The organism is Pseudomonas sp. R1-18, from assembly GCF_051132095.1.
Classification (GTDB): domain Bacteria; phylum Pseudomonadota; class Gammaproteobacteria; order Pseudomonadales; family Pseudomonadaceae; genus Aquipseudomonas.
On the sequence record NZ_CP071659.1, the window covers coordinates 40442 to 66035 of the forward strand.

General features: G+C 59.9%; 24 protein-coding genes. 12 read left to right on the top strand and 12 right to left on the bottom strand.

Annotation, left to right across the window (positions count from 1 at the left end; all coding sequences use genetic code 11):
- Positions 1–105: 105 nt before the first annotated feature.
- Positions 106–738 (bottom strand): hypothetical protein, encoded by a 633-nt coding sequence (locus J3P77_RS22455; RefSeq protein ID WP_434682280.1) that lies wholly within the window; start codon positions 736–738, stop codon positions 106–108.
- A gap of 234 nt (positions 739–972) precedes the next feature.
- Here J3P77_RS22455 and J3P77_RS22460 point away from each other — a divergent pair, with 234 nt between their 5' ends.
- Genes J3P77_RS22460 through J3P77_RS22470 form a run of 3 tightly spaced genes read left to right on the top strand, consistent with a single transcriptional unit; the run spans position 973 to position 4341 of the window.
- Entirely contained in the window at positions 973–1971 is a 999-nt protein-coding gene (locus tag J3P77_RS22460; protein ID WP_434682283.1) for a glycosyltransferase family 2 protein, read from the top strand.
- Complete coding sequence (locus tag J3P77_RS22465; protein WP_434682286.1) at positions 1972–2313, top strand: 4-amino-4-deoxy-L-arabinose-phospho-UDP flippase; 342 nt, start codon at positions 1972–1974, stop codon at positions 2311–2313.
- Positions 2314–2343: 30 nt separating this feature from the next.
- Positions 2344–4341 (top strand): DUF7657 domain-containing protein, encoded by a 1998-nt coding sequence (locus tag J3P77_RS22470; RefSeq protein ID WP_434682289.1) that lies wholly within the window; start codon positions 2344–2346, stop codon positions 4339–4341.
- A 6-nt stretch (positions 4342–4347) separates the two neighbouring features.
- Here the strand turns inward: J3P77_RS22470 and J3P77_RS22475 are convergent, their stop codons facing one another.
- From J3P77_RS22475 to J3P77_RS22500, 6 genes are all read right to left on the bottom strand, one after another.
- On the bottom strand, positions 4348–8727 hold the full coding sequence (locus J3P77_RS22475) for a glycosyltransferase (RefSeq protein WP_434682291.1): 4380 nt from the start codon (positions 8725–8727) through the stop codon (positions 4348–4350).
- Positions 8714–10087 carry an ABC transporter ATP-binding protein gene (locus tag J3P77_RS22480; RefSeq protein ID WP_434682293.1) on the bottom strand — a complete coding sequence of 458 codons (1374 nt, stop codon included), beginning with the start codon at positions 10085–10087 and terminating at the stop codon, positions 8714–8716. Before J3P77_RS22480 ends, J3P77_RS22475 begins: the two co-directional genes overlap by 14 nt.
- The gene (locus J3P77_RS22485) at positions 10077–10907 is read right to left on the bottom strand and encodes an ABC transporter permease (RefSeq protein ID WP_434682295.1); all 831 of its coding nucleotides are present in this window, start codon (positions 10905–10907) and stop codon (positions 10077–10079) included. Before J3P77_RS22485 ends, J3P77_RS22480 begins: the two co-directional genes overlap by 11 nt.
- Positions 10908–10952: 45 nt before the next feature.
- Positions 10953–11966 (bottom strand): glycosyltransferase family 2 protein, encoded by a 1014-nt coding sequence (locus J3P77_RS22490; protein WP_434682297.1) that lies wholly within the window; start codon positions 11964–11966, stop codon positions 10953–10955.
- 356 nt (positions 11967–12322) lie between these two features.
- Entirely contained in the window at positions 12323–13042 is a 720-nt protein-coding gene (locus J3P77_RS22495) for a metallophosphoesterase (RefSeq protein ID WP_434682299.1), read from the bottom strand.
- Positions 13043–13068: 26 nt separating this feature from the next.
- On the bottom strand, positions 13069–13833 hold the full coding sequence (locus J3P77_RS22500; protein ID WP_434682301.1) for an SDR family NAD(P)-dependent oxidoreductase: 765 nt from the start codon (positions 13831–13833) through the stop codon (positions 13069–13071).
- Between the two features lie 474 nt (positions 13834–14307).
- On the opposite strand from J3P77_RS22500, the gene J3P77_RS22505 reads away from it, so the two are divergent.
- The 8 genes from J3P77_RS22505 to J3P77_RS22540 all read left to right on the top strand — a co-directional run bounded on the left by J3P77_RS22505 (position 14308) and on the right by J3P77_RS22540 (position 22326).
- Positions 14308–15576: an OprD family porin gene (locus tag J3P77_RS22505; RefSeq protein ID WP_434682303.1), complete on the top strand. Its 1269-nt coding sequence runs from the start codon at positions 14308–14310 to the stop codon at positions 15574–15576.
- Positions 15577–15766: 190 nt separating this feature from the next.
- Positions 15767–16591, top strand: a complete 825-nt coding sequence (locus J3P77_RS22510) for an NAD-dependent epimerase/dehydratase family protein (protein ID WP_434682120.1) — start codon at positions 15767–15769, stop codon at positions 16589–16591.
- Positions 16592–16633: 42 nt separating this feature from the next.
- Entirely contained in the window at positions 16634–17515 is an 882-nt protein-coding gene (locus tag J3P77_RS22515) for a glucurono-1,5-lactonase (protein WP_434682121.1), read from the top strand.
- Positions 17516–17576: 61 nt separating this feature from the next.
- The gene (locus J3P77_RS22520) at positions 17577–18560 is read left to right on the top strand and encodes a TRAP transporter substrate-binding protein (protein ID WP_434682123.1); all 984 of its coding nucleotides are present in this window, start codon (positions 17577–17579) and stop codon (positions 18558–18560) included.
- Positions 18561–18626: 66 nt separating this feature from the next.
- Entirely contained in the window at positions 18627–19154 is a 528-nt protein-coding gene (locus tag J3P77_RS22525) for a TRAP transporter small permease (RefSeq protein WP_434682125.1), read from the top strand.
- On the top strand, positions 19155–20435 hold the full coding sequence (locus J3P77_RS22530; protein WP_434682127.1) for a TRAP transporter large permease: 1281 nt from the start codon (positions 19155–19157) through the stop codon (positions 20433–20435).
- Between the two features lie 72 nt (positions 20436–20507).
- Positions 20508–21482, top strand: coding sequence for an EamA family transporter (locus J3P77_RS22535; protein WP_434682128.1), 975 nt, complete (start codon positions 20508–20510; stop codon positions 21480–21482).
- Positions 21457–22326, top strand: coding sequence for an aldose 1-epimerase (locus tag J3P77_RS22540; protein ID WP_434682130.1), 870 nt, complete (start codon positions 21457–21459; stop codon positions 22324–22326). Before J3P77_RS22535 ends, J3P77_RS22540 begins: the two co-directional genes overlap by 26 nt.
- Positions 22327–22364: 38 nt before the next feature.
- On the opposite strand, the gene J3P77_RS22545 is transcribed toward J3P77_RS22540, so the two are convergent.
- Together J3P77_RS22545 and J3P77_RS22550 are read right to left on the bottom strand one after the other, a co-directional pair.
- Positions 22365–23648, bottom strand: a complete 1284-nt coding sequence (locus J3P77_RS22545; protein ID WP_434682132.1) for a type II toxin-antitoxin system HipA family toxin — start codon at positions 23646–23648, stop codon at positions 22365–22367.
- On the bottom strand, positions 23641–23886 hold the full coding sequence (locus tag J3P77_RS22550) for a helix-turn-helix domain-containing protein (RefSeq protein ID WP_434682134.1): 246 nt from the start codon (positions 23884–23886) through the stop codon (positions 23641–23643). The genes J3P77_RS22545 and J3P77_RS22550 overlap by 8 nt, the downstream gene beginning before the upstream one ends.
- A gap of 220 nt (positions 23887–24106) precedes the next feature.
- On the opposite strand from J3P77_RS22550, the gene J3P77_RS22555 reads away from it, so the two are divergent.
- Positions 24107–24268, top strand: a complete 162-nt coding sequence (locus J3P77_RS22555) for a hypothetical protein (protein WP_434682137.1) — start codon at positions 24107–24109, stop codon at positions 24266–24268.
- 16 nt (positions 24269–24284) lie between these two features.
- Here J3P77_RS22555 and J3P77_RS22560 read toward each other — a convergent pair whose 3' ends face one another.
- From J3P77_RS22560 to J3P77_RS22570, 3 genes are all read right to left on the bottom strand, one after another.
- Positions 24285–24572: a type II toxin-antitoxin system RelE family toxin gene (locus J3P77_RS22560; RefSeq protein ID WP_434682138.1), complete on the bottom strand. Its 288-nt coding sequence runs from the start codon at positions 24570–24572 to the stop codon at positions 24285–24287.
- Complete coding sequence (locus J3P77_RS22565; protein WP_434682140.1) at positions 24562–24801, bottom strand: type II toxin-antitoxin system RelB/DinJ family antitoxin; 240 nt, start codon at positions 24799–24801, stop codon at positions 24562–24564. Before J3P77_RS22565 ends, J3P77_RS22560 begins: the two co-directional genes overlap by 11 nt.
- Before the next feature lie 120 nt (positions 24802–24921).
- Positions 24922–25494: a hypothetical protein gene (locus J3P77_RS22570; protein ID WP_434682142.1), complete on the bottom strand. Its 573-nt coding sequence runs from the start codon at positions 25492–25494 to the stop codon at positions 24922–24924.
- Positions 25495–25594 lie beyond the last annotated feature (100 nt).

A 25594-nucleotide genomic window follows, 5' to 3' on the forward strand; every position in this document is an offset into this window, starting at 1 on the left:
CCACTCCCTGGCACTGCGAAGATTAAACACGAGAATTAAACGTTCTTCCCACCGCACTGTTTCATCTGCTTTACACCTACAGCCGAATCCAATTAATCCGGACTTTCAACGACCAACTTTCTGCGTCAGTCGCTCGACATATTCCGTGACTGCAATCTGATCCGCCTTTCTTTTTCCCGCCGCAAGAAATGCCTGAAGTGCCTGGCTTTCAATCAATTGGTCAACGTCTTGGCGAATCCTCTTTTGTATGGAATAAGGAATTGGCACATCCGGATGATGCATTTCGTACGCGCTTTCGAGTACTTCCACCAGCTTGGCGCGAAACTTCTCCATGCCGCGACCACTGGCCACCCGCTTGTAGGTAGACAGAAAAAAGGTTTCGCCACGGCCCGGCCCCTTGCTCGCGACGTAGGCGACCGCACACAGGCCCACGCCGCTACGCTTGCGCCAGTGCGCCGTGGCGCTGTCGCTGAGTTGCAGGACATCGTCGCGCAGCCACGCATGCCCGCTATGGATCAGATGAATGATGGCCGCATCCAGCGCGCGACGCGTGCCACCAAAGCGCAGGTCGGTGAAGCGGGCCGACACTTGCACCTGTTTGTTTTTCAGGACTCGAACGATCCATACGCGGCCTCTGGCTTCTCGGGTAATACCGCGTGGAACGCTGTAGGTGACATCATCGACACTCTTGTCGTAACACCTGAGGCCTGAAATATCGATTTCAGACGGTGTATTCATGATGAGAATCGGCTTTATTCAATGAGTATGTAACGCACCGAGGTGGTTAACCTCCGGACATGGCAATGGAGCATCCTTGCGTCGTGTTTTCAAGTTGACACTGTTTCAAAACAACGGCTTTTGACACCGCTGGCATGGCTTGACACTTTTCAGTCTGGAATTCCTGATCGGGTGTACTTAACTGTAGCGCACCAGCAGTAACTGATAACCGATCTGCGACTGCAGGCCTACTCCATGACGGCAAGCCATTTCACGAGCCACGCGCTGCAGACGGCCGTGGTCATACCCTGCTTTAAAGTAAGAAAGCATATATTGGGCGTTATTGCCGACATCGGTATGGACGTCAGCCGGATCTATGTAGTGGATGACTGTTGCCCTGAAGGCTCCGGGCGAGAGGTCGAAGAGCACTGCGCCGACCAACGGGTCAGGGTGATATTCAACGCCGTCAACCTGGGCGTGGGTGGCGCCGTCATGGCGGGCTACCGCGCGGCGCTGGCCGACGGCATGGACATCGTGGTCAAAGTCGACGGCGACGGGCAGATGAATCCGGCGTTGATCCCCGCTTTCACGGCGCCGATCAAGAGCGGCGAAGCGGATTACACCAAGGGCAACCGTTTTTTCAATCTGGAAGAAATCAGGCGCATGCCGGGCATGCGTATTTTCGGTAACGCGACACTGTCGCTGCTCAACAAACTGTCCTCGGGCTACTGGGATCTGTTCGACCCGACCAACGGCTACACCGCGATTCACTGCGATGTCATCCGTAACTTGCCCATGGGAAAGATCAGCTCGCGCTATTTCTTCGAAACCGACATGTTGTTCCGGCTGGGAACATTGCGCGCCGTAGTGGCGGATATTCCCATGAGCGCGTGCTACGGCGATGAGGTCAGCAACTTGAAAATCTCCAGCATCATCGGAGAGTTCATGGGCAAACACCTGCGCAACATGTTCAAGCGGCTGTTCTACAACTATTACCTGCGCGACATGTCGCTGGCGTCGTTCGAGCTGCCAATGGGCCTGCTTCTATTGACGTTTGGCTGCCTGTTCGGCGCCTGGCACTGGATTCTTTCCATACAGACCGGCATCGCCAATTCACCCGGCACTGTCATGCTGTCCGCCCTGCCGATTCTGGTCGGCATCCAGCTCATCCTGGCGTTCATCGGTTATGACATCCACGCCGTACCCAGGCGCCCCATCCATCTACAGAAAAAATATCTGGTCAGGGAGCATTAGATGGCGGTCTATCTCGCGGCTTTCGCCTGCGTGCTCGGCATTTCCGTCGGGCAGATACTGTTCAAGATCACCGCCCAGACCTTTCAGAAAGCCGGCGATCCGCTCGATCCCGCCACGCTCACCTGGTTTTTCCTGGCGCTGGCGCTGTACGGCGTCACCACGATCGGCTGGGTCTGGGTGTTGCAGAAAGCCGACCTGGGCAAGATCTATCCCTTCATGGCTCTGGCGTTCGTCCTGGTGCCCATCGGCAGCCATTTCCTCTTTGGCGAGCGCTTCCATGTTCAATATTTCATAGGCGTGGCCACGATCATGACCGGCATCGTGATCACGGCCTGGTCGTGAACGCCCGGACAATTACAACAAGGGTATCGCATGACCAAGTTCGTTATCGTAATCGCGCTTCTGGGGCTGGCAGTCGCCTTCATCAAGACCGGCCTGCTCACCCGCCAGCTCAACAAACGGCTGGGCGTGACGCTTGGCGAACCAATGCTGTTCAGCGGTTGCGTGGTGATCGTGTTTCTGACGTTCACCGCACTGGGCCTGACCGGCTCCTCGTTGAACCTGGGGTTGCGCCAGACACCTTTCGTGGAAGCGGACATGGACCGCGTCTGGGGCCACGAGCAGCCGATACGCAGTGATGAATGGCTGGTCATCACGCCGATGGCCATCGCTCAATACACCCATGAACCACGCTTTCCGGTGGTCAACCACAACCGTGGACCGGACGGTCATAACATGCTGGTCACCGGCATGGCGGGCTTGCCGGTGGCGCACTTGTCCGCACTGGCCAAGCCGGCCACCTGGGGCTTCTTCGTCTTCGATCTGAAAAGGGCGCTGGCCTGGTACTGGTGGTTTCCGGTAATGGGCTGCTTTGTGGCTCTGGCGCATCTGCTTCATGCATTGACACCAGGGCGCTGGAGGCAGAGCTTTCTGTTTGCCCTGCTGTTTGTCGCGACGCCCTACGTGGTGGCATGGTCTTTCTGGCCGGCCTACACGGTATTTTTCCCCTGCGTCGCGCTGCTTTGCGTACTCAGAATCCTGCAGAGGCGAAGAACATGGGCGCTGTTGCCGCTGGGCATCGTGGCCGGGCTGGCGGTCGCAGGATTCGTGTTCATTCTGTATCCACCCTGGCAGGTCACGGTAGGTTACGTCTTCATCGCGCTGTTGGTCGGCGTGACGCTGCGTGACCGTCTCTATCGGGCTATCGGTCTGGATACCGTGCTGGCGCTGCTGCTGGCTGTGCTGGTAGCGGCCCTGCTGGTCGGCAGCTGGTGGCTCAGTGCGCGGGAGGCCATCGGCGCCATGATGCACACGGTTTATCCAGGCCAGAGAAGCGAAGTGGGCGGCAATATAGCCTGGCAGTTTCTGTTTGCCGGCTACACCAACCTGACGACTTTGCAGTTCGCCGAAAACCGGCCGATCAATCAAAGCGAAATCGCTTCCTTTCAATACTATTTCCTGCCGCTGGCGGCGCTGTTTCTATACAGCGCCACACGACGCACGCTCACCGCGCTGGAGCTGGCTCTGGCCGTCATGATCGGTTTTATCCTGCTCTACGTGCTGGTCGGCATCGGGCACAGGCTGTCCACCTTGTCCCTCTGGTCTTTTGTCACGGCCAAGCGGGCTGATCTGTCGCTGGGCCTGGCCTGCCTGATCCTGACCCACCTGCTGCTGAGCCAGCCCCGGGCCAGCGTTGTCGGGTCCGAGACCGAGCGCTTCATGGCGACCCTGGTCGCGCTGGTCTGGGCAGGGCTGGTGTATAGCGGCGTGCGGGCGTTCGACGGCCCTCAAATGTCCGGGGCCGGCATGCCGATCATTCTGGCGGTGACGTTCATCGCCGCTGCGTGCAGTTATGCGCTGATTACCCGGCAGACCAGGTTGTTTCTGGGGCTGAGTCTGGCCCTGACACTGGCAATGACCGCGACGTTCAACCCCCTTTACATCGCCCCGAAGCAGCTGAAAAACAGTCTGACGCAGCGTGGCGTGCCGGTTCTGATCCTGGGTTCGCAGATTCCGGCCATATTTCTGGCCGCATCGGGCCAGCCTGTCATCAACGGCATTTTCTACTATCCGCAGCTCTCGTTATGGGCTCGCCTCGATCCCGATGGTCGTCACGTACAGCTCTACAACCGCTATCAGCACCTCATGTTCTTCCTTGAGCCAGGCATCGAGGCGCTGCAGATCCAGGTGCCTCAACCTGATGTCGTCAGGGTGCTCATCAACCCCGAACGCATGGATTTCAATATCACCGGCGCACGACTGCTGCTGGCGCCGGACGGCGACCGCGACTCGTTGAGCCGCAATCGGACCCTGACATGGCTGCGCGGTGAAAAAGGCTGGAGCTGGTTTGAGGTCAAAGCGCAGCCTTGAAACGCTTCAATCCTCGCCCCGTGGTGGCCAGGCCAGGCTGAAATCCATGTGGGTCAGGCTCAGGTTGGGGTTGTAGGCGTAATCCTTTTCAATGCCGGGCCAGCGCTCCAGCATGTAGGCGACTTCGCTGCCAAACCGCTGCTGTTTTTCCGGTGAGTCTTCCATGCCACGGGTCGCCGATTCGTGATGGTAAAGCTCGGCGTACGGCGTCCAGACGTTCACATGGCCGGCTTCGCGCACGCGCAGGCAGAAGTCCACGTCGTTGAAGGCGATCTTGAGATTCACCTCATCCAGGCCGCCGACCTGTTCGAATATCGATTTGCGGATCACCAGGCAGGCGGCGGTGACGGCCGAAAATTCCTGGATCAGCACGGCTCGGCCGAAATACCCGTGTTCACCTTTGGAAAGAAACTTGTGGGCATGGTTGGCGATGCCGCCAATCCCCAGAATCACGCCGCCATGCTGCAGACGATCGTCGGGAAACCACAGCCGGGCGCCCACCGCGCCCACCGACGGTTGCAGCGCAAGAGCGACCATTTCTTCCAGCCAGTCGGGGGATATCACCTCGATGTCGTTGTTGATCAGACCAACCACCTGGCCCCGCGCCTGGCGCACGGCACGGTTGTTCAATGCCGAATAGTTGAACGGTCCGTCGTCCCTGAGCACGGTGATACCGGGCTGCCGGCCGAGATGCTCGAAATAGGCCAGTGCCTGGGCCTCATCGGAGCCGTTGTCGACCAGGATGATTTCGTAAGCCGGGTAAGTGGTCAGGCGCTGGATGCTCTCGATGCACTGGCGCACCAGCTCATGGGCGTTTCGGGTCGGAATGATCAGGCTGACCAGGGGCGGCTCCGACGGCAATTGGTAATGCACCCGGTACATGCCGATCGGTAGCAGTTCCGTCCAGCCTTTGCGTCCGGTGCGACGCAGATGGTCGTCCAGCGCCTTGACGCCGGACTGAACGGCATAGGGTTTTTCGTCCGTCGCCATGGCGGTGCTGCCGGCATGAATACGCCAGTGATACAGCACGCGAGGAATATGAATGATCTGCGAGGGCGTCAGTTTTTCAATACACCGCAGCGCCAGGTCGTAGTCCTGAGCGCCCTCGAAACCGACCCGGAACCGCCCTACCCGCTCGACCAGTTCGCGCTGGTAGATGCCCAGGTGGGAAACCATATTCTGCGAACGGAACAGGAACTGGTTCCAGCCGGATTTGAAGTAAGGCGCGGTGCGTCGGCCCTGCCGATCGATCTTGTCTTCATCGGAGTAGATCACCCCCGCATCCGGATGCTCGACAATGGTCCGCGCCGCCCAGTACAGCGCGTGCTCGGGCAACACATCGTCGTTGTCCATCAACGCGATATAGCGTCCCTCGGCAATGTCGAGGGCCGAATTGCTGGCCGCCGATATATGGCCGTTCTCGGCGCGAAAGACGACGTTGATTCGATCATGTTCCAGCTCGACCGCCTTGAGGAACTCGCGCACTGCCGGGTTTCTGGACGCATCGTCGGCAATGCACAGTTGCCAGTGGGGATACAGCTGATTGCTGACACTGTCGATGGCCTCGCGCAGCAGGTCCAGAGGCGGATCGAAGACCGGCATGATCACCGAGATCAGCGGCGGGTCCGTCCAGCCGGCGATCTGCTCGCGAATGTGCCGACGGCCTTCATCGTCGAGGGTATCGTATTGCCGGATCCAGGCGGCATAGTCGTGGCGGTCCGCCAGCGCGCCGATTTCCGGCTGCTCGATGGCCACATCGGGCGTCGCATGCTCGATACCGCTGAACCAGCGCACCCGGGCAACCAGACCTTGCAGACCTTGCTGACGCAAGACCGTCACGGCACGCCGGGTGGTTGCCTGGAACCCGCCGCCACGGCGAACCAGGCTGGGCAACAGTTTGGACACGCGCGCCAGTCGCCGGGCCGCGAACACCGAATGTCTGATCGGCGCGGCCAGCCGCCGGCTGTAAGAGTTTTCGAGTTCGCGGATGCGCAGGTTGAGATGATGGATGTGGGTGTCTTTTTCAGTCTGCAAGCCGACCAGGGCACGTTCCAGACTCTTGACCAGGGCTTCACGCTCGGCGATGAGCTGATGATGCTCATTCAACAAGCGCTCCACGGTCTGCACCGTACCTTTCTCACCCTCGACCACGTTCTTTTCGATGAGGTGGGCGACTTGATCCACCTCGTTCAGCCTTTGCGTCAGGGCCTGAATCTGCTCGGCCAGCGGTTGCACCGCGCTGCGCAGCGAACGCTCGTGCTGGTTACCCCAGTTGAGTCCCTGGCTGAGGCGCTGGGCAATCACCTCGTCGGTGTACAGCACCAGATCCACGACGACTTCCCAGTCCCGTGAACCGTTGAGCCAGGACAGGTCGAGCGGCAGTTCCAGCCACGGGTCGTCGCCCAGGCCGACGAACAGCACCGACGAGCCAGTCTGCTCGACCGCTCTGAGCCCGGATACCTCCCGCAGCCCGCCCAGCTCGCCGTCCCAGGTCCAGATGGGGACGTGGTCTCTGAGAACATGCAGATGATCCAGGGAAAACACCATGCTGCGGTCCACGGGGTCGAGCCTGAGTCGGCTGGGCCGCGAGCCGCGCACGCTCGGTTTGAAGTGCAGCCGCTGATGACCGGGCACGACTTCCAGCGTCAGCGCATCGTCCTCTTTGAAATTACCGGCCTCGTCGCTGAAATAGAGCTTGGCGTGGATTTGCGCAGCGGGGGCCGCGCCCTTCTGATTGATGACCTGGTCAGGCTCCCATTGCAGAAAATGCTCCTGTTCAAGGCCGGTGACGAATGCCTGAAAGTGCGCTTCCTTTTCGATGAAGCCGTCCAGGGCCTGCGTCGTCATGACCAGACCGGCATGGGACAGCACCTCGATAATGAATTGTCGACGGGTCAGCGGCATGACGCCTGGGCAGAACGGCGTCGCACTGGCAATCAGCAGCAATAGCGAGCGGGTCAGCAGATGACCCAGCTCCACTCCACTGGCGGTATCCCATTCGATATCGATCAGGGCCGGGTGACCGTCGCTGTCGAGCAGGATGTTGTGGGGCACTGCGTCGATGAAGGTCCCGGGCAGCCGCTCGTCCAGACTTTCAAGCGGCATCGATTCCCCTCGTTCTTCGAGCAGGGTGATGAGCACGGCGCGATAACGCGCGATGAATCCGCCGAAATCACGCAGCGTCCAGTCGGGTGTGCTGGCGATATTGAGAAATTGCTGACTCAGCGCCCGCCCGCGCCGGTAGGTGTCGACATGCGACAGAACGTGGCGATACTCGCTGTGCTCCTCCCCGTCGGTCGCCAGGGGCTCGTGCCGCACCTCGATGCCGCTTGTGGTTTGCATGAACAACGTCTGTTTGCAGTAGCCCGGCTTGCGACTGACGTTGTAATGCCCCGCCAGCATGTTCGGCACCACCACCTGGGCGAGCGAGCGTGAGGCGGCGACAAGAAAGGAGTTGGCCAGCTCCATGCCCAGCCCGTTATTGACCACCACCGGCCAGGCGCGCTCCAGATTGAACGACGTTGCGCCCGGCAACTGCGGGTCCTTTCTGACGTTCTGCCAGAACAGTGCGGCAGCGTCGAAGGCCTGCGTTTCGAACCCGCGCTGGGTCACGATCGAATTGGGCAGCTTGTAATCCGGCGCCGGAAACAGGAACTCCGAACGGCTGAAGCCGGCCTCTTCGATCAGGCCCATCAGCCGCTTGCGCCCGAATGTCTGCGGGCCGCTCTTGTGGTAGCGCCCTTCGATGCCATACATCGGCGTGCCAAGGTGATCTTCAGGAGCACCGGCGAAGTATTTGAGGCCCAGCTGGTTCTCGATGGCCAACAGCAGCACGCCGTCAGGCTTGAGCAGCTCGCGCACTCGCTTGAGCATGTTCAGCGCCGCATCGTTACCGTGGCTGAACATGCTGGCGTATTCCAGCACGCCGATCAGGGTAACGACATCGAAGCGTTGATCGGTCTCGAAATGGTCGAAACGTTCGGCGAACACCGTGACGTTGTCCAGATCCCGGGTACGGCTGGCGGCGATCCGCGCCCGGCGCACGCTGCCCTCAAGGCTCAGCACGCTGGCACCGCATTCGCCCAGATAACGAGTGATGGCGCCACAACCCGCGCCGATTTCCAGCACGCTGCCGCTGAGCAAGTGCTCGAAAGGCCGCAGGATATTCCCGCGCGCCCGGCCCAGGTGATAGAGCGAAACCCAGTCGGTGCAATGCTCGCTCAGCTCGGTGGACAGCAGGCTCAAGTCCCGCGCCTCGCGCACGATGGTGGCCAGACGCTCTTCGTTCCGGTCGCCGTCGCTGTAGGCGATGCCTTCATAACCGGGTCGCGACCAGACCCGGGTCCGTCTGTCCAGGCGGTAGTCGCTCTGCTCAAGATTGATCATTGTGCTGTACCTGATCGAAATCCATGGTCGCGGCCAGATCGACCAGCCCCAGCAGAAGCGGGGTTGGGGCGACGACGAAATGGATGGAGTCGTAACGGCGGTCATGGGGAACGACGGACTCGCCCTCTCGGGAAGCCACCCCAATGGAGATGAAGTAATCACCGGCGGCGAGCCGGTTTATGAAGGTCAGGCGCGCGCTGAGCTGCGCTCCGGGCCGATAGAGTTCCTGGCTGGCCGTGCAGTCGAGCAGATAGGAATTGGTGCCGTAAACCGTGACGCCTTCCTTGGTCTTTATCGTGAAACCCAGGATCGGATGGCTGACCATCCGGTTGAACCGGACCGCCAGGTGCAGCACCACTTCGGCGCCCGGTTCGACACTGGGAGGATATTCATGGCCTTGCGCGGCAAGATGGAAATCCAGCAGGCTGGCGGCTCCGTCACCCCAGCGATATTCGTGGGGGTTGAAGCCCGGCCGCGACCCGTAGGCCTCCTGCCGATCAAAGCTCAATGGCGGGCCCTTGCCCTTCAGGGCCGGTGCCTGCGACGCCGTTTTGTCCCCGGACACCACGGCGGTTTCGGTCTCCGGTCGCCGCTCGCGGCCGAACAGGATATCCATGTAGCGATTGATCACCGCCCGGGAGGGGCCGGTCATTTCCATACGGCCACGGTCCAGCAGGATCGCGCGATTGCAGTGGGTCACCACCTGCTCGCTGGCATGGGTGACGAGCAGGATGCTGGTGCCGTTGTCCTTGAGCTGGCGCAAGCGCTCGAAGCACTTGGCCTGAAACTTTGCATCCCCCACCGACAGCGCTTCATCGACGACCAGTATCTGGGGGTCGACCTGCGCCTGCACGGCAAACGCCAGACGCACCGCCATGCCGCTGGAATAGGTTTTGACCGGTTGGTCGATAAAGTCGCCGATGTCGGCAAAGCCTGCGATGTCGTCGAAGCGGCGGTCGACTTCTTCACGCGACAGCCCCAACACCGAGCCATTGAGGTAGACGTTCTCGCGCCCGCTGAATTCGGGGTTGAAGCCTGATCCCAGCTCCAGCAAGGCAGCCACACGTCCATGGGTCGCGACCGTGCCGCCGGACGGCGTCAGGGTGCCGCAGATGATCTGCAGCAAGGTCGATTTTCCGGAACCATTGCGCCCGACGATGCCGACGGTTTCGCCCCTGGATACCTCGAAGTCGATGTTGTTCAGCGCCCAGAATTCCTGGCCGTAAGGGCTGACAGGCAGTCTCAGACGCCTCTGCAGGCGCGGTACGACCGAGTGCAGCAGGCGGTCCACGGGCCGCGCATAGGTATAGAAACACTTGGAGAGATTGCGAACGCTGATGGCGATTTCTTCAGAGGACATCGGCAAATCCCCTGCGGGTTTTCTGGAAGAAAGCGAATCCCAAAGCCGCAATCACCAGGCCCACCAGCATGGCCACGCCCAGGCTCTGCCAGTCCGGCCAATGTCCGAACAGCAGCACATTACGGCTTTCTTCGATGATGTAGGTCAGCGGGTTGAGCTGCAGCCACGGCTGGTATACCGCCGGCAGGGCGGCAACCGGATAAAGCACCGGCGAAAGAAACAGCAGCACGGTGGTGAGCACGCCAATGACCTGCCCCACGTCGCGCAGATAGACGCCGAGCGCCGCCAGCAGCCAGCTCAAGCCGAGCGTCGCGATCAACAGCGGCAACAGCACCAGAGGAAAAAAGATCGCCGAGGCATGCAGCGTATGGGTCAGCACCCACTGGGCCAGCAGCAGCACAATCAGGCTCACGCCCGTATGAAACAACGCCGAGCCCAGCGTCACGACCGCCAGCACTTCCAGCGGGAACAGCACCTTCTTCACATAGTTGCTGTTGGTCATGATCAGTGAAGGCGCGCGGTTGGCACATTCGGCGAACAGTCCGTGCACGATCATGCCCACGAACAGCAGCACCGCGAACTGGCCTTTGCTTGCGTCCTGACCGACCCAGCGCGCCTGGAACACTTCGGAAAAAACAAAGGTGTAGACCGCCAGCATCAACAGCGGGTTGAAGAACGACCAGGCGATGCCCATCACCGAGCCGCGATAACGGCCCAGCACTTCGCGGCGGGTCATCGTGACAATCAGCTGGCGATGGCGCCACAGGCTGCCGATCAGTTCGAACGGGCCCGCGGCAGGCGCATGATGAGGGTTGAACATTGCGTCCGTCTCCGCGAATCGGGCAAGGCGACAAGGGCCGTGGATTCAGAAAACCTTGATGGCGGTGGCGAGCATCAGGCTCAGATTCCCCGGCAAGGTCTGGCGATAGAGCCCCAGGCGTTTGAGGCTCATCAGGCGTTTGGGTAAAGGCTGCGAGCGCAGCGCCTTGAAGCGCCCCAGCAGGTCGCGATTTTCCGCAGTCAGATACAGCTGTACCGCTTCAAGCGCGGCGATGTTGACGTTGTTCCAGTCCCGGAACCGCCCTTGCAGCACCATGTGCAGGCGCGCTATCCGCGCGCGCCAGCCAGCGTTGGAACCCACCAGATTGCGACCATGCTGGCGATAGCGCACATAAGGCCGGGCGTCATAGAACACTTCGCCACCCGCTCCGGTTATCAGCAGGTACGCCCACCAGTCGTGGGATACGATGTCCAGCGACAGCGACTCCAGATGTTCGGCCACTTCGCGCAACAGGGCGCGGGCGGAGTGATTGAACACCATGGTGTTGCCGCCTCCGATGTTCTGCACCAGCGCGTTGGCGAACGACGGCGGGCGACGAAACAGAGGCGAGAAGCCCAGCGGTTCGCCACGCACACCGATCAGCTCGGTACGCCCCATGTAAAGCGCGGGCCTGTCTGCCGGGACGCTTTGCAGCCAGCTCATGGCCTTGTGCAGCTTGTCCTCGTGCCAGATATCGTCCTGGTCGCACCAGGCATAGAACTCGGCCTGCAGGTTGCGATTGCAGGTGAACGACATGAAGTTTCTGGCGAAACCCCGGCGCGGCCCTTGCCACAGGCTGAGCTTGTCGGTGCCCAGAAGCGTCTGATAACGGGTGACCGTATCGAGCGTGCCATCGACCGAGCCGTCGTCGGAGATCGCGATGAACCAGGCCGGCCAGCGCTGCCGGCGTATCGACTCCAGCTGCTGCTCCAGAAAGGCCTGGCCGTTGAAGGTACACATCAGGATGGCGACTTGCGCCAGACCCGGCTCGCGGCGGACCGTTTCATCGTCTGGTTTGCCAACGGGGGTCGTCCAGGAAGGAGAACTGTCTCTGCTCATGGCTACCGCCTCTGAACCGGAGTCAGAGGCAACAGCTGAGGCAAGGGCCCCCAAGCCTTCATCTACACGCGAACTGCCATGAATACTGCACGAGGGCCCGGTCAAATGATCATTGATCATCGGCGGGCTGCCTGAGTTGGATGTGTGGGATGTTGCAGGGCTCAACTGCCAAGCAGTGTGGCAGTCAATACGCTATCAGGCCGTACCGGGCGATGGATGGTTGCAGTGTTGCAGGCCACGGCGCGCCTGTGTTTCAGGGCTGAAACACAGGCGTGCGGCCTATCGAACAAAGTGTCAGATTCTGAAACACAGGCGGCTATCGTTTCGACGCAGACAATAGCGTGCAGGCCTGATCATCAGCCAGCGTGCAGATCTGCGCGCGATGCATTCAGGCGCAAGGTGTCAAGTTCCAGAAACGTGAAGTAGCCACTGCCATCGGCTTTCCAGCCGCCCGTGTCGATGTGGAAGACATTGCCCAGCACTTCAGCGCGCGGTACCGGCGTGTGTCCGACCACCAGCGCCCGCAGATCGCTAATGCCCTCGGTGTCTTTCAACCGCAAGCGTTCGCGAGACCACTGACAGCGTTGCTGAACCTGCGCCAGCCCCGGAAACTGCCCAAGCAGGACCGAGCGCAGCAGATCCCAGCTTGAAAAAGGGCAATCGGCATGCACGAAGCCGATCAAGCCGTCCGCCGTATCGAGCTCAAGCGCGATGGGCATCTGGCTGAAGCGAGCCGCGAAGCGTTGCTGCTGCTCGGCGGGCAGCTCCAGAAACCAGGCTCCGCCACTGGCCAGGTACGCTTCATAGTCGGGTAGCGTGCCCTGCACATGGTCGATGGCCAGCGCTTCGTGATTGCCCTGCACGGCGAACAACCAGGGCTTGTCCAGCCAGTCCAGGGCCATGGGGCTCAACGGCCCGCGGTCGACCAGATCGCCGACACAGAACAGCCGGTCCCTGGCCGGATCGAAGCCCATGCGGTCAAGATCCTGCTGCAGGCGCGCGAAATGCCCATGGATGTCACCCACGGCGAAATCGCGGCCTGTCTGGTTGGCTTCGACGTGCTGAAAAGCGCTCATGCCTTCTTCCTGCCTGTGCTCTGCGGTCAGGCTTGCGGCGGCTGGCCGTTGGAGGCCGACAGACCGCCGTCCACCGGCAGATTGACCCCGGTGATGAAACGCGCATCGTCGCTGGCCAGGAAAGCGATGACATCGCCAATGTCTTCCGGCTCGGCGTGACGTCCCAGCGCGATTCGCTCTCTGAATTTGGCCATGAGCGACTCGTCGCCCAGCATGTCTTCGGTCAGCTCGCTGCGGGTCAGCGAAGGGCAGACCGCATTGACCCGCACGCCATCAGGCCCGTGGTCCAGCGCCAGGGCGCGGGTGAAATTGGTGATCGCGCCCTTGGCCGCGTTATAGAAACTCATGCCCCAATCGCCTCCCAGACCGGAGACCGACGAGACATTGATGATGCTGCCTTTATTGGCAATCAAGGCCGGCATGGCCGTGCGGGTGCAATAGAAGACGCCGTCCAGGTCGACCGACATCAGCTCCTTCCAGTCTTTGGCCTCCAGTTCGGTCACCTTGCCGGACTTGACGATGCCTGCGTTATTCACCAGCACATCCAGGCGACCGAACCGTGTCGCGACTTCGTTGAACAAGGCCTGCACATCGCTCAGGTCCGCCACGTCCGTGGCACGGGTCAAATGCCCCTCGCCTTCGAGTTGAGCAGCCACCCGCGCGAGCTTGTCTACACTGCGCCCAACCAGCACAACCTTCGCGCCCTCACGGGCAAAGCGTTTGGCGGTAGCTTCGCCGATCCCTGAACCTGCGCCGGTCACCACCACGACTTTCTGGATGAAACGATTCATCAATACGCTCCTGAAAAAAAGTTGAGGTATTGGGTGGACTGTCAGGGCGCCCGCGGCGTTCAGTCGTATTCAGCGGCTGGCAAGGCGCCGCGTTCAACGGCGTCAGACCTTAGACTAAAGCGCGTTGACAAACTTATTGGAGGGTGTAAATAATCAGCCTAGTCGTACGACAACATATAACGCCAACAACAATAAAAACAAAACCGGGGCCAATCGCATGACGACTCATGTCTCAGCTCGCACGTACCTGAAAGTCACGGCATTCCCTGCCGATCCAGGGCTTTACCTTCTCAAGCCGCCAGACCATGGCGCAAACCTCTATCGAATTTGCTGATACAGCACAGCGGTATCTGGCCGTCTGGCGGCCAAGCCACGCCTCTTAAACAGAGGTTTACAACATCCTCCTGGGTGTCGGTCGCTGCAGATGCACGACCAGAGGAGCGCAAGGTTTAGTCCAAAGGGAGCACAACAATAATGAGATCCAACACTACCCGTTCACAGATCATTCTCGGCCTTGGCGGCCTCAGCCTGGCTTTTCCGTTGCTGAGCGTGGCCGAAGGATTCGTGGACGACACCAAGGCCACGCTCAACCTGCGTAACGCTTATTTCAACCGCAATTTCACCAACCCGGCGTACCCCAGCAGTGCCGCGCCACAGGGCAAGGCCGAGGAATGGACCCAGAGTTTCATCCTCGACGCCAAATCCGGTTTCACACCGGGTCTGGTGGGCTTCGGCGTCGATGTGCTGGGTATGTACTCGGTCAAGCTTGATGGCGGACGCGGGACCGCCGGTACGCAATTGCTGCCGGTCCACAGCGACGGACGTCCGGCCGATGATTTCGGCCGCCTGGGCGTGGCGGGCAAGGCAAAGATTTCCAAGACCGAGCTCAAAGTCGGCGAGTGGATGCCGGTGCTGCCGATCCTGCGTTCGGACGATGGTCGTTCCCTGCCGCAGACCTTCCGCGGCGGCCAGATCACTTCCAAGGAATTCGACGGCCTGACCCTGTACGGCGGCCAGTTCCGCGGCAACAGCCCGCGTAACGACGCCAGCATGGAAGACATGTCGATGAACGGCCGGGGTGCCTTTACCTCCGATCGCTTCAACTTCGGCGGCGGCGAATACGTCTTCAATGACAAGCGCACCCAGATCGGCGTCTGGTACTCCGAATTGCAGGACATCTACCAGCAGCAGTTCTTCAACGTCCTGCACAGCCAGCCGGTCGGCGAATGGACCCTGGGCGCCAACCTGGGTTACTTCATCGGCAAGGAAGACGGCAACCAGCTCGCCGGCGATCTGGACAACAAGACCGCCTATGCCCTGCTTTCGGCCAAATACGGCGGCAGCACGTTCTACGTCGGCCTGCAGAAACTCAGCGGCGACACGGCCTGGATGCGGGTCAACGGCACCAGCGGCGGCACGCTGGCCAACGATAGCTACAACTCAAGCTACGACAACGCCAAGGAAAAATCCTGGCAGTTGCGTCACGATTACAACTTCGCGGCGCTTGGCGTTCCGGGCCTGACCCTGATGAACCGTTACATCAGCGGCGATAACGTCCATACCGGCACCATCACCGATGGCAAGGAATGGGGACGCGAGTCGGAACTGGCCTACACCGTTCAGAGTGGCACCTTCAAAAACCTGAACGTGAAATGGCGAAATTCCACCCTGCGTCGTGACTTCAGCGCCAACGAATTCGACGAAAACCGCATTTTCATCAGTTATCCGATTTCGCTGCTCTGATACAAACGCTGTCAGCATGCCAAAAGCCCGCCTCCAAGGCGGGCTTTTGCCGCGAAAAGGCTTGTGTAGACCGCGTTACGGCGGGGAAAACTTTATAAGTGGCACGTTGACAATCAGCTCGCGCGCTGCTGATAATCGGAACAGTCATACGACAACAGATGACAACACAATAACAATCAGGATCATCCTCATGGCAACGGTTCAAACCACCCAAAATCCCTTCAATCGCCTCCTGCTCACAGGTGCGGCAGGTGGCTTGGGCAAAGTACTACGCAAAACCCTGCGGCCTTACGCAAAGACTCTGCGACTCTCCGATATCGTTGACATGGCGCCCGCTGAAAGTGGCGAGGAAGTCCAGGTCTGCGACCTTTCCGACAAGCAGGCCGTGCACCAACTCGTTGAAGGCGTAGACGCCATCCTGCATTTCGGCGGGGTCTCGGTCGAACGACCTTTCGAGGAAATCCTCGGCGCCAACATCTGTGGCGTATTCCATATCTACGAAGCCGCGCGCCGTCATGGCGTCAAGCGCATCATCTTCGCCAGTTCCAACCACGTCATCGGTTTCTACAAGCAGGACGAAACCCTCGACGCTCATTCTCCACGCCGCCCGGACGGTTACTACGGCCTGTCCAAGTCCTACGGCGAAGACATGGCCAGTTTCTATTTCGATCGCTACGGCATCGAGACCGTCAGCATCCGTATTGGCTCCTCGTTCCCCGAGCCGCAGAACCGTCGAATGATGAGCACCTGGCTCAGCTTCGATGACCTGACCCAACTGATCGAGCGCTCCCTGTATACGCCGGGCGTCGGCCACACCGTGGTCTACGGCATGTCGGACAACAAGACCGTATGGTGGGACAACCACTTGGCCAGCCACCTGGGTTACACGCCCAAGGACAGCTCGGAAGTGTTTCGCGACAAGGTAGAAGCGCAACCGATGCCGGCCGCCGATGACCCGGCCATGGTTTACCAGGGCGGCGCGTTTGTCGCAGCCGGCCCGTTTGGCGACGAGTAACGCCCGCAAGTCCTGACAATAACAACAGAGACGCACGCTGCCATGGACGCTGAACTGATTCTCGATGCGCGTAATGCCACCGGCGAAAGCCCTGTCTGGAGCGTCCGCGACCAGGCGTTGTACTGGGTCGACATCCCCGCTGGCCGACTGCACCGCTGGAGCCCGGACGGGCAGACACAAAGCTGGCAGGCCCCGCAAATGGTTGCCTGCATCGCAGCCGACGGCCAGGGCGGCTGGATCGCCGGTATGGAAACCGGCCTGTTTCACCTGCAGCCCGGCGACGGCGAACAACTGACCGCCACACCACTGGTCGACGTGCGGCACGCACAGGCCGGGATGCGTTTCAACGACGGGCGTTGCGATCGTCAAGGCCGCTTCTGGGCAGGCACCATGTTGATGGACATGGGAGCAGGCGCGGTGGTGGGCGCGATGTATCGCTATCAGGCCGGTCAGCAGGATCTGGAGCCGCAGCTGCAAGGATTCATCGTCCCCAACGGCCTGGGATTCAGCCCCGATGGCAAGACGCTGTATCTGTCCGATTCGCACCCCAGCGTGCAGAAAATCTGGGCCTTCGACTACGACACGGACAGCGGCACACCGCACAACCGCCGCCTGTTCGTGGACATGAACGAGCATCCGGGCCGCCCGGATGGCGCGGCCGTCGATGCCGATGGCTGTTACTGGATCTGCGGCAACGACGCCGGGCTGATTCACCGTTTCACGCCTCAAGGCAAGCTGGATCGCTCACTGGCCGTGCCGGTGAAGAAACCGGCCATGTGCGCCTTTGGCGGACCTGATCTGGACACTCTGTTCGTAACCTCGATTCGCCCGGGCGGCGATCTCGCCGATCAGCCTCTGGCCGGTGGCGTGTTCGCCTTGAGACCCGGGGTAAAAGGCCTGGAGGAACCCACGTTTCGGGGCTGATTGCGCCCCGCAGTGAAATTCTTATAAGCACCGACCAAAAACAACAACATCGGAGATTTCCATGGATTTCAAACGCAAGTTACTCATCGCGGCACTCCCGTTGGCCTTTTGCTTCTCCAATGCTGCATGGGCGGACGTCAAGATCAAGTTTGCCGAGGTCCACCCCAAAGGCTATCCGCCGGTAGTGGCCGAAGAAAACCTGGGCAAGAAGCTTGAAGAGCAGAGCAAGGGCGAAATCAGCTTCAAGATGTTCGCCGGCGGCGTGCTGGGTTCGGAGAAGGAAGTCGTTGAACAGGTGCAGAGCGGCGCGGTACAGATGACCCGCGTCAGCCTGGGCATCGTTGGCCCGGTAGTACCGGACGTCAACGTGTTCAACCTGCCGTTCATCTTTCGTGACCATGCGCACATGCGCAAGATCATCGACGGCGAGATCGGTCAGGAGATCCTCGACAAGATCACCAGCTCCAACTTCAACATGGTCGCACTGGCCTGGATGGATGGCGGCACCCGTAACCTCTATACCAAGAAGCCGGTTCGTCAGATCTCCGACCTCAAGGGCATGAAGATCCGTGTGCAGGGCAACCCGCTGTTCATCGACACCATCAACGCCATGGGCGGCAACGGCATTGCCATGGCCACCGGCGAGATCTTCAGTGCCCTGCAGACTGGCGTGATCGACGGCGCGGAAAACAACCCGCCGACCATGCTGGAGCACAACCACTACCAGAACGCCAAGTTCTACACCCTGACCGAGCACTTGATCCTGCCCGAGCCTGTGGTGATGGCAAAAACCACCTGGGAAAAGCTCACCCCCGAGCAGCAGGCCCTGGTGAAAAAACTGGCAGTGGAAGCTCAGGCTGAAGAGCGCGTGCTGTGGGACAAGAAGTCGGCCGACAGCGAAGCCAAGCTGAAAGCGGGCGGCGTGGAGTTCATCCCCCTGACCGCCGAGCAGAAAAAAGCCTTCTACGATGCCACGGCTCCAGTGCGTGCCAAATACGGCGCGCCGTATGCGGACCTGATCAAGCGCATCGAAGCGGTCAATTAACCCGGAAGTTCTCATAACTGGGCGGCGGCGGGTGTTCATCCGCGCGCCGCTGCCTTGGTAGAAGTCATGAAAAACAAGCTTTTGCGCATAAACGATCTGATCTATTGGCTCTGCATTGTCATCGCCGGATTTTCGGTGTTGACCATGAGCCTGATCATCCCTTGGGGCATTTTTGCCCGTTACGTATTAGGCACGGGCTCCAGCTGGCCGGAACCTACTTCCATCCTGTTGATGGTGGTTTTTACCTTTTTCGGCGCTGCGGCCAGCTATCGGGCCGGCGCTCACATGGCCGTGACAATGGCCACCGACCGCATGCCCGCGTCGGCAAAATACATCGCTTCTATCGCCGTGCAGATTCTCATGGCCGTGGTCTGCGTGTTCATGGCGGTCAAAGGCTTCAAGCTGTGCATGACCACCTGGAACCAGTACCTGGGCGAGATGCCTTGGCTGCGGGTTGGTATTTCTTATCTGCCCATTCCTGTCGGCGGCGTCCTGACGCTGATTTTCGTACTCGAAAAACTATTTCTGGGCGATCAAAGCCACCGCCGCGTTGTGCGTTTCGATCTGGTCGAAGAAAGTGAAGGTGCTGCATAAATGGACGCATTCGTACTGTTGGGCAGCTTTATTGCATTGATCGTTATCGGCATGCCTGTGGCCTACGCGTTGGGCCTGGCCGCTTTGATCGGTGCCTGGTGGATTGATATTCCTTTCGACGCGCTGATGATTCAGGTCGCTGGCGGCGTCAACAAGTTCTCCTTGCTGGCGATTCCGTTCTTTGTTCTGGCGGGCGCCATTATGGCCGAAGGCGGTATGTCACGCCGGCTGGTGGCTTTCGCCGGCGTGCTGGTGGGTTTTGTGCGCGGCGGTCTGTCATTGGTCAACATCGTCGCCTCGACCTTCTTCGGTGCGATTTCCGGTTCCTCGGTGGCCGATACGGCTTCGGTGGGTTCGGTACTGATTCCGGAAATGGAACGCAACGGCTATCCGCGCGACTTCTCGACGGCGGTTACCGTCAGCGGCTCGGTGCAGGCATTGCTGACCCCGCCCAGCCACAACTCGGTGCTCTACTCGCTGGCGGCGGGCGGTACCGTATCGATCGCCTCGCTGTTCATCGCAGGGATCATGCCGGGTCTGTTGCTCAGCGCGGTAATGATGGGCCTGTGCATGATCTTCGCCCGCAAGCGCAACTATCCCAAGGGTGAAGTCATCCCGCTGCGCCAGGCGCTGAAAATCGCTGGCGAGGCGCTCTGGGGTCTGATGGCAATGGTCATCATTCTGGGCGGTATTCTCAGCGGCGTGTTCACCGCGACCGAGTCGGCGGCGGTCGCCGTGGTCTGGTCGTTCTTTGTCACCATGTTCATCTATCGCGACTACAAATGGCGCGACCTGCCTAAATTGATGCACCGGACTGTACGCACCATCTCCATCGTGATGATCCTGATCGGCTTTGCCGCCGCCTTCGGATACATCCTGACGTTGATGGAAATCCCGATGAAGATCACCACGGCGTTTCTGACCTTGTCGGATAACCGCTATGTGATTCTGATGTGCATCAACGTGATGTTGCTGCTGCTGGGCACTGTGATGGATATGGCACCGCTGATCCTGATCCTTACGCCGATCCTGATGCCGGTCATCACTGGTATCGGTGTCGACCCGGTGCATTTCGGCATGATCATGCTGGTCAACCTGGGTATCGGGCTGATCACACCGCCAGTGGGCGCGGTGCTGTTCGTCGGCGCAGCGGTGGGCAAGGTCACCATCGAAGCCACGGTCAAGGCGCTGCTGCCTTTCTACGTGGCACTGTTCATGGTGCTGATGCTGGTCACCTACGTTCCAGCCATTTCGCTGTGGCTGCCACGCCTGGTGTTGTAATCGTTCACGCTTTACAACATCGCCGCCCTCGTTGGCGGCGATGTTTTTTCCAGCCAAGGAGGCTGGTTGCTCATGTCTTCTCCTGCCTTGTTTCCCCGCCACATCGCGGTACTGATTCTTGCGCTGCTGGCCTGCGCTTTCGCCGGTAACCATATTGCGGCGCGCATTGCCTTCGATCACGACACCGGCTTGCTGCTGGCCATCCTCTGCCGTTCAGGCGTGACCCTGCTGGTGCTGATCGGCCTGGTGATGTGGCAAGGCGAAAAGCTGCAACTCAATGCCCGCACCTGGCGCTGGCAACTGTTGTTGGGTCTGCTGATCGCGACCCAGAGTTTCTGCATTTACTCGGCCGTGGCGCGTATTCCTGTGGCCTTGGCGCTGCTGGTGGTCAACGTCGCGCCCATTCTGCTGGCGCTGCTGACCTGGGCGCTGGGCGGCCCGGCACCCACGCGGCGTGCGGCGCTGCTGATGGGGATGATTCTGTTCGGCCTGGTTTTCGCCCTGGACGTGCCGCATCGCCTGTCCAATCCTGGCAGCAGCGAACCGCAATGGCTGGAGGGCATTGCCTTCGGGTTTACCGCTGCGGTGGTATTCGCCGTTGCCTTGTGGATCACCGACCACAAGCTGTCCGGCATGCGCGGCACGGTTCGCAGCATGCTGACCATGGCCATCGTGTTCACCGCCGCGGCAGTGGCAGGCGTCAGCGGCGTATTGCCCGGCGGCGTGGACCTGCCCGCGAGCCCGACCGGCTGGACTGCGCTGGCCACCCTGGTGCTGCTCTACGGTCTGGGATTCTGCTTGCTGTTCATCTGCATGACACGGCTGGACATGGCCCGCAACGCGCCGGTGATGAACATCGAGCCGGTCGCCAGCCTGCTGTTCGGCTGGCTGATCCTGGATCAGTTGCTCAGCAGCAGCCAGGTGATCGGCGGCCTGATCGTGGTCAGCGGCATCGTGCTGCTGGCCTTGAAGCGCAACCCGCCATCGACGCCAACATCTCCTCCCCGGAAGGCCGAACCCAATGCCCGCAAACATTCTGACGCTTGAAGATGGCCTGACCCGCCTGACCGTGGCACCCGGGATCGGCGCCAGCATCGCCAACTGGACCGTGCTCGACAGCGGCCAGCCGTTGCTGCGCCCCAACGACGACGAGGCCCTGGCCGCCGCCACGCCCAGACGGCTGGGCTGCTACCCGCTGGCACCCTGGTCGAACCGCATCGGCAACGGCGGCTTCGACACGCCGGACGGCTGGCTGGCCCTTGAACCCAACAGCGCCAACGATGCACTGCCGATCCACGGCAGCGCCTGGCAGCAGCCCTGGGATGTCATCGAGCACAGCGAAAACAGGATCTGCCTGCAGCTCGACAGCCGCGTACCTTTCGCCTATCGCGCGCAACTGCGCTACACCCTGCGCGACGGCCTGCTGAGCATCGAACTGAGCACCACTCACATGGACAGTCGCGCGGCCTGGCACGGGCTGGGTTTGCATCCCTACCTGCCACGCGCGGCCAATACCCGTTTGCAGGTAAAGGCCGCGCAGGTCTGGCTGAGCGACGAGGCCGGCTTGCCGACGCAACTGGCGCAACTGCCGCCTGAATGGGATTTCAGCGCCTCGAACACGCTGCCCAAAACCCGGCTGGACAACGGCTTCACTCAATGGGACGGCCGCTGCGTCATCAGCCAGCCGGATCTGGGCTACGAACTGCACGGCCAGGCGACCGGCAGCGAATTCTTCCTGGTGTTCTGCCCGCCGGATCTGCCGTTTTTCTGCTTCGAACCCGTCAGCCACCCGGTCAACGCCCACCACCTGCCGGGTCAGCCGGGGCTGCGCTTGTTGCGGCAAGGGGAAAGTGTGGAGCTGGGGTTCAGTTTGCAGTACAGGAAGCTTTGAACAGCGTGGTGCGACAACAGGCCTTCGGCTGATGCAACTCATCCGTCAGGGCCACGACCCTTCTTTGCGCCCAGATCCACGATCCTGGGCCGCGTCTCCGGCACCAGGCTACGTTGTATTCCACGATCCCATTCGCTCAGCATTCTGGTGCCGATCGGCTCGAACGAGGTATGGTCCCGAAGGTACTCCAGCAGTTCGCCACGGGCTTTTGTCATACCCTCTGCCACTTGCTCCATCAGATCACGGCATCGCCCCTCGCTGAGCTGACACGAGCGCCGGCCGAATTCGACCAGCAGCCTGTGCTTGGGCCAGTTCTTCGACCCGGCCAGAAACAGCGCCATGATGTCGTTCGGCTTATAGGCTGTGGTCGATACGATGTCATAGGTTGGCGCCATCCAGACCTCTGCATCTTCGCCGCAGTCGTTGTACATGACGCCGAAGTTCTTCAAATGGGCGTCGCCGTTTCGAACACCCGTGGACAACGCGACAGTGAGAAACAGCGCCTCCAGCCCTTCGCGCACCCGCTCCGGCGACAGGAAGGTCATGAGTTGCTTTGCGGCCCCTTCAGCAGAGCCGTCATACTTCTTGTGCGCGGGCCAGCCATTGAGCACGCACAAGTCTTCGAAACCCAGGTATCCCGTATCCGTTATATCGAATCGCTCGACGATCAGCAGCTTGCCATTGGCGCTGAGACTGATGTTCGGAACGGCCAGTCCGCAGTATCTCGCCGCTTGCATGCAGAAGAATTCATTCGCGGCCAACTCCGGGTAATCCTCTTCCCGCCAACTCTTGACGATATGCGTCGCGCCTCGGTGGGTGAGTCTGTGCAATTCGTTGCCCGCTTCGTCCCGCACCAGCACCTTCGGCTGCACACCGGAAATGCCGCTGTACTTCGCATACCGCTGCAGCAGATCTTCGAACAGGCCACGGGCCGAGTCGTGAATCAGCAGATCGTCGACCGACAAGTCCGGTAGTCGGGCGTCATTCAGGTGACCGACCGAGACCCGGCCCAACTGGTAAGGTCCGACGATGCCAAGCAAATCGAGGTCGTCAAAGCCCTTTTTCGTCTTGGAGAACATGTTCTGAAGCTCTGCCCTCAATATGCCTTCGGGCATATTCATCGACAGGATCGGGGTGATGCCATCTGACCAGTCGTAGGCGTCCCAGCGTACAGGCATGACAAGCGAGACTGCGTTGCCGGGGGCCACGTCTTGCAGATATCGAAAGCTGGTACCACCCTTCTGAACCTCACTACGGCCGACACTTGCGACTTGCTCTTTCGCAACCCTCACTGGCAACGGCCGGGATTTTTCGTCAGTCATGGAAGTTCTGATCCTTCAGCTGATCCAGGGTCGGGCGCCGCGACTTCGGTACAACAGTGAGCGTGTGGCCCAGCAGGTTGAGGATCGCTTCCACTTTGCGAATGCCTATCTCTGACACCGTTCCGTTCTCGATACCCGATATCGTGGCGCGGCTCATTTGCAGCCGCGACGCGACGTCGCCCTGGGTATAGCGCTTGGCCTTTCGAAGTCTGCGTATCGTTTCGCCGATATTATCCATGTTGCCTCTGAATGCATCGTATGGAATGCAAAGGCAAGCATAAACCTTGATATGCATCCTATACAGTGCATTTTCAATCAGTGCGGCACGACAGCTTTTACCAGCCAAGGCGGATGACCGTCCTTCAAGGGGGAATTGCGGTTCAGTACGCACTACAGGCCTTAAAAAGGCTTGAATAAGGCTCGACTCTGTTGCTCTGTCCTCTGAGATATGGAGCCTCATGAAGCAAAGCTCAGTCAGCTCGCCTGGAGATAAAAACTGGAATGACTGGTTTGACGGCGAGGATGCGAGTGCTGATTTTCTGACCGACCGAGAGCAGCCTCTGGAGCAGCAACCCGAATCGATCAATTGTTCCAGCGACCGCTCAAGGCAGGATGATTAAAGTCTTGAAGCTCGGTTTAGAGCAAACGTTCGGCAGCCTTGCGATAAACCTGCTCTCGCTCTCGCTTGTCGACGGCTACCACAAAGACGACGACCTCTTGCTCTATGACCTGGTAGACCAAGCGGTAACCGCTACTGCGCAATTTGAGTTTGTAGCAATTGGGCAAGGCATGTAGTCGATTGGCCTCGATATGCGGATTGTCGAGGATTGCGCCTAGCTTCTTTTTGAACTGCTGACGTACGGTATCGCCCAATTTTTTCCATTCTTTCAGTGCACGCGCATCGAATTCAAGGCTATAGGTCATCCAGAGAAACCTTGACCCGCTGTGGGTTGGCCAAGCGCTCACGCACTGTGGCGATCAATGCTTCCTCTCCCTCAGTCATTAAAACAGGGCGGAACGGCAACTGACCGCTCTCGGCCACATATTGCAAGGCCTGGCGCATCAGCTCAGATGGCGTTACGCCAAGTTTTTCCAGCTCTCGATAGGCACGAGCCTTGAGCTCGTCGTCTATGCGCACATTGATAGATGCCACGGGAACAGCCTCGTCGTCTTTACGGTTGTCTTTACATTGCAGCAGCGAACGGACGTTTGCAACCGACTTTTATCGCCACACGGCAGGCAGTTTTGAGAAGTCCTTGAACCACACTGCGCCTCAAGGCGAGATGATCAGCGTGGTCAGGCCGCTCATCTGAGTAACTCCGCTGGGCTGGCTGCAGTCGTTGTTCAGTATATTCGCCACGTCCTGCAAGACGAACGTGGTCAATGCATTCGCACCCTTGAAGCGCCCGTCCACGATTTCTCCCACACCGGTTATGGTGGTGTTCAGATTACCGGTGGAGGTTACGCTGGCGATGAACTTATACGTGCTGGTCCCCCCATCACTCCAATTGATGACCCAGGTGATTGGCGGTGTCTGCTTAAACAAGGAACCGCAGGAAAAGCTCGCCTGAAAGGTCTGCGTGGATTTGGCACTGGTCAATACGAGCGGGGGCACTGAGCACTCCCAATTGCTAGTGGTGGTCACATTGATCAGCTTTTCGGTATGGGTAACGCCAGGCGACCATTGAGCCGTGTGAGTGCCCACCACGCAGGTCGCCAGGTTGATGCCCTGCGCATCCGCCCGCCTGGGCGCGAGCGACAGGCTTGTCGAGAAGATCACCATCAGCACGATGGTCAACCTGATCAGGTTTTTGCAGGCTGAAGAACCGCTATCGAGAGCATCCATGCTCGCCTCCGTGGCTGAAATGAATTCCAGCCCTCAGCTTAATGGCTTCGTATATCCAATCCACTGTCAGAATTGACAGTGGATTAGATCCTTTCAGCCA

Excerpts from the sequence above, each read along its gene's own strand:
- J3P77_RS22455 (WP_434682280.1), bottom strand. The coding sequence starts at position 738 with ATGAATACACCGTCTGAAATCGATATTTCAGGCCTCAGGTGTTACGAC.
- J3P77_RS22460 (WP_434682283.1), top strand. The coding sequence starts at position 973 with ATGACGGCAAGCCATTTCACGAGCCACGCGCTGCAGACGGCCGTGGTC.
- J3P77_RS22465 (WP_434682286.1), top strand. The coding sequence starts at position 1,972 with ATGGCGGTCTATCTCGCGGCTTTCGCCTGCGTGCTCGGCATTTCCGTC.
- J3P77_RS22470 (WP_434682289.1), top strand. The coding sequence starts at position 2,344 with ATGACCAAGTTCGTTATCGTAATCGCGCTTCTGGGGCTGGCAGTCGCC.
- J3P77_RS22475 (WP_434682291.1), bottom strand. The coding sequence starts at position 8,727 with ATGATCAATCTTGAGCAGAGCGACTACCGCCTGGACAGACGGACCCGG.
- J3P77_RS22480 (WP_434682293.1), bottom strand. The coding sequence starts at position 10,087 with ATGTCCTCTGAAGAAATCGCCATCAGCGTTCGCAATCTCTCCAAGTGT.
- J3P77_RS22485 (WP_434682295.1), bottom strand. The coding sequence starts at position 10,907 with ATGTTCAACCCTCATCATGCGCCTGCCGCGGGCCCGTTCGAACTGATC.
- J3P77_RS22490 (WP_434682297.1), bottom strand. The coding sequence starts at position 11,966 with ATGAGCAGAGACAGTTCTCCTTCCTGGACGACCCCCGTTGGCAAACCA.
- J3P77_RS22495 (WP_434682299.1), bottom strand. The coding sequence starts at position 13,042 with ATGAGCGCTTTTCAGCACGTCGAAGCCAACCAGACAGGCCGCGATTTC.
- J3P77_RS22500 (WP_434682301.1), bottom strand. The coding sequence starts at position 13,833 with ATGAATCGTTTCATCCAGAAAGTCGTGGTGGTGACCGGCGCAGGTTCA.
- J3P77_RS22505 (WP_434682303.1), top strand. The coding sequence starts at position 14,308 with ATGAGATCCAACACTACCCGTTCACAGATCATTCTCGGCCTTGGCGGC.
- J3P77_RS22510 (WP_434682120.1), top strand. The coding sequence starts at position 15,767 with ATGGCAACGGTTCAAACCACCCAAAATCCCTTCAATCGCCTCCTGCTC.
- J3P77_RS22515 (WP_434682121.1), top strand. The coding sequence starts at position 16,634 with ATGGACGCTGAACTGATTCTCGATGCGCGTAATGCCACCGGCGAAAGC.
- J3P77_RS22520 (WP_434682123.1), top strand. The coding sequence starts at position 17,577 with ATGGATTTCAAACGCAAGTTACTCATCGCGGCACTCCCGTTGGCCTTT.
- J3P77_RS22525 (WP_434682125.1), top strand. The coding sequence starts at position 18,627 with ATGAAAAACAAGCTTTTGCGCATAAACGATCTGATCTATTGGCTCTGC.
- J3P77_RS22530 (WP_434682127.1), top strand. The coding sequence starts at position 19,155 with ATGGACGCATTCGTACTGTTGGGCAGCTTTATTGCATTGATCGTTATC.
- J3P77_RS22535 (WP_434682128.1), top strand. The coding sequence starts at position 20,508 with ATGTCTTCTCCTGCCTTGTTTCCCCGCCACATCGCGGTACTGATTCTT.
- J3P77_RS22540 (WP_434682130.1), top strand. The coding sequence starts at position 21,457 with ATGCCCGCAAACATTCTGACGCTTGAAGATGGCCTGACCCGCCTGACC.
- J3P77_RS22545 (WP_434682132.1), bottom strand. The coding sequence starts at position 23,648 with ATGACTGACGAAAAATCCCGGCCGTTGCCAGTGAGGGTTGCGAAAGAG.
- J3P77_RS22550 (WP_434682134.1), bottom strand. The coding sequence starts at position 23,886 with ATGGATAATATCGGCGAAACGATACGCAGACTTCGAAAGGCCAAGCGC.
- J3P77_RS22555 (WP_434682137.1), top strand. The coding sequence starts at position 24,107 with ATGAAGCAAAGCTCAGTCAGCTCGCCTGGAGATAAAAACTGGAATGAC.
- J3P77_RS22560 (WP_434682138.1), bottom strand. The coding sequence starts at position 24,572 with ATGACCTATAGCCTTGAATTCGATGCGCGTGCACTGAAAGAATGGAAA.
- J3P77_RS22570 (WP_434682142.1), bottom strand. The coding sequence starts at position 25,494 with ATGGATGCTCTCGATAGCGGTTCTTCAGCCTGCAAAAACCTGATCAGG.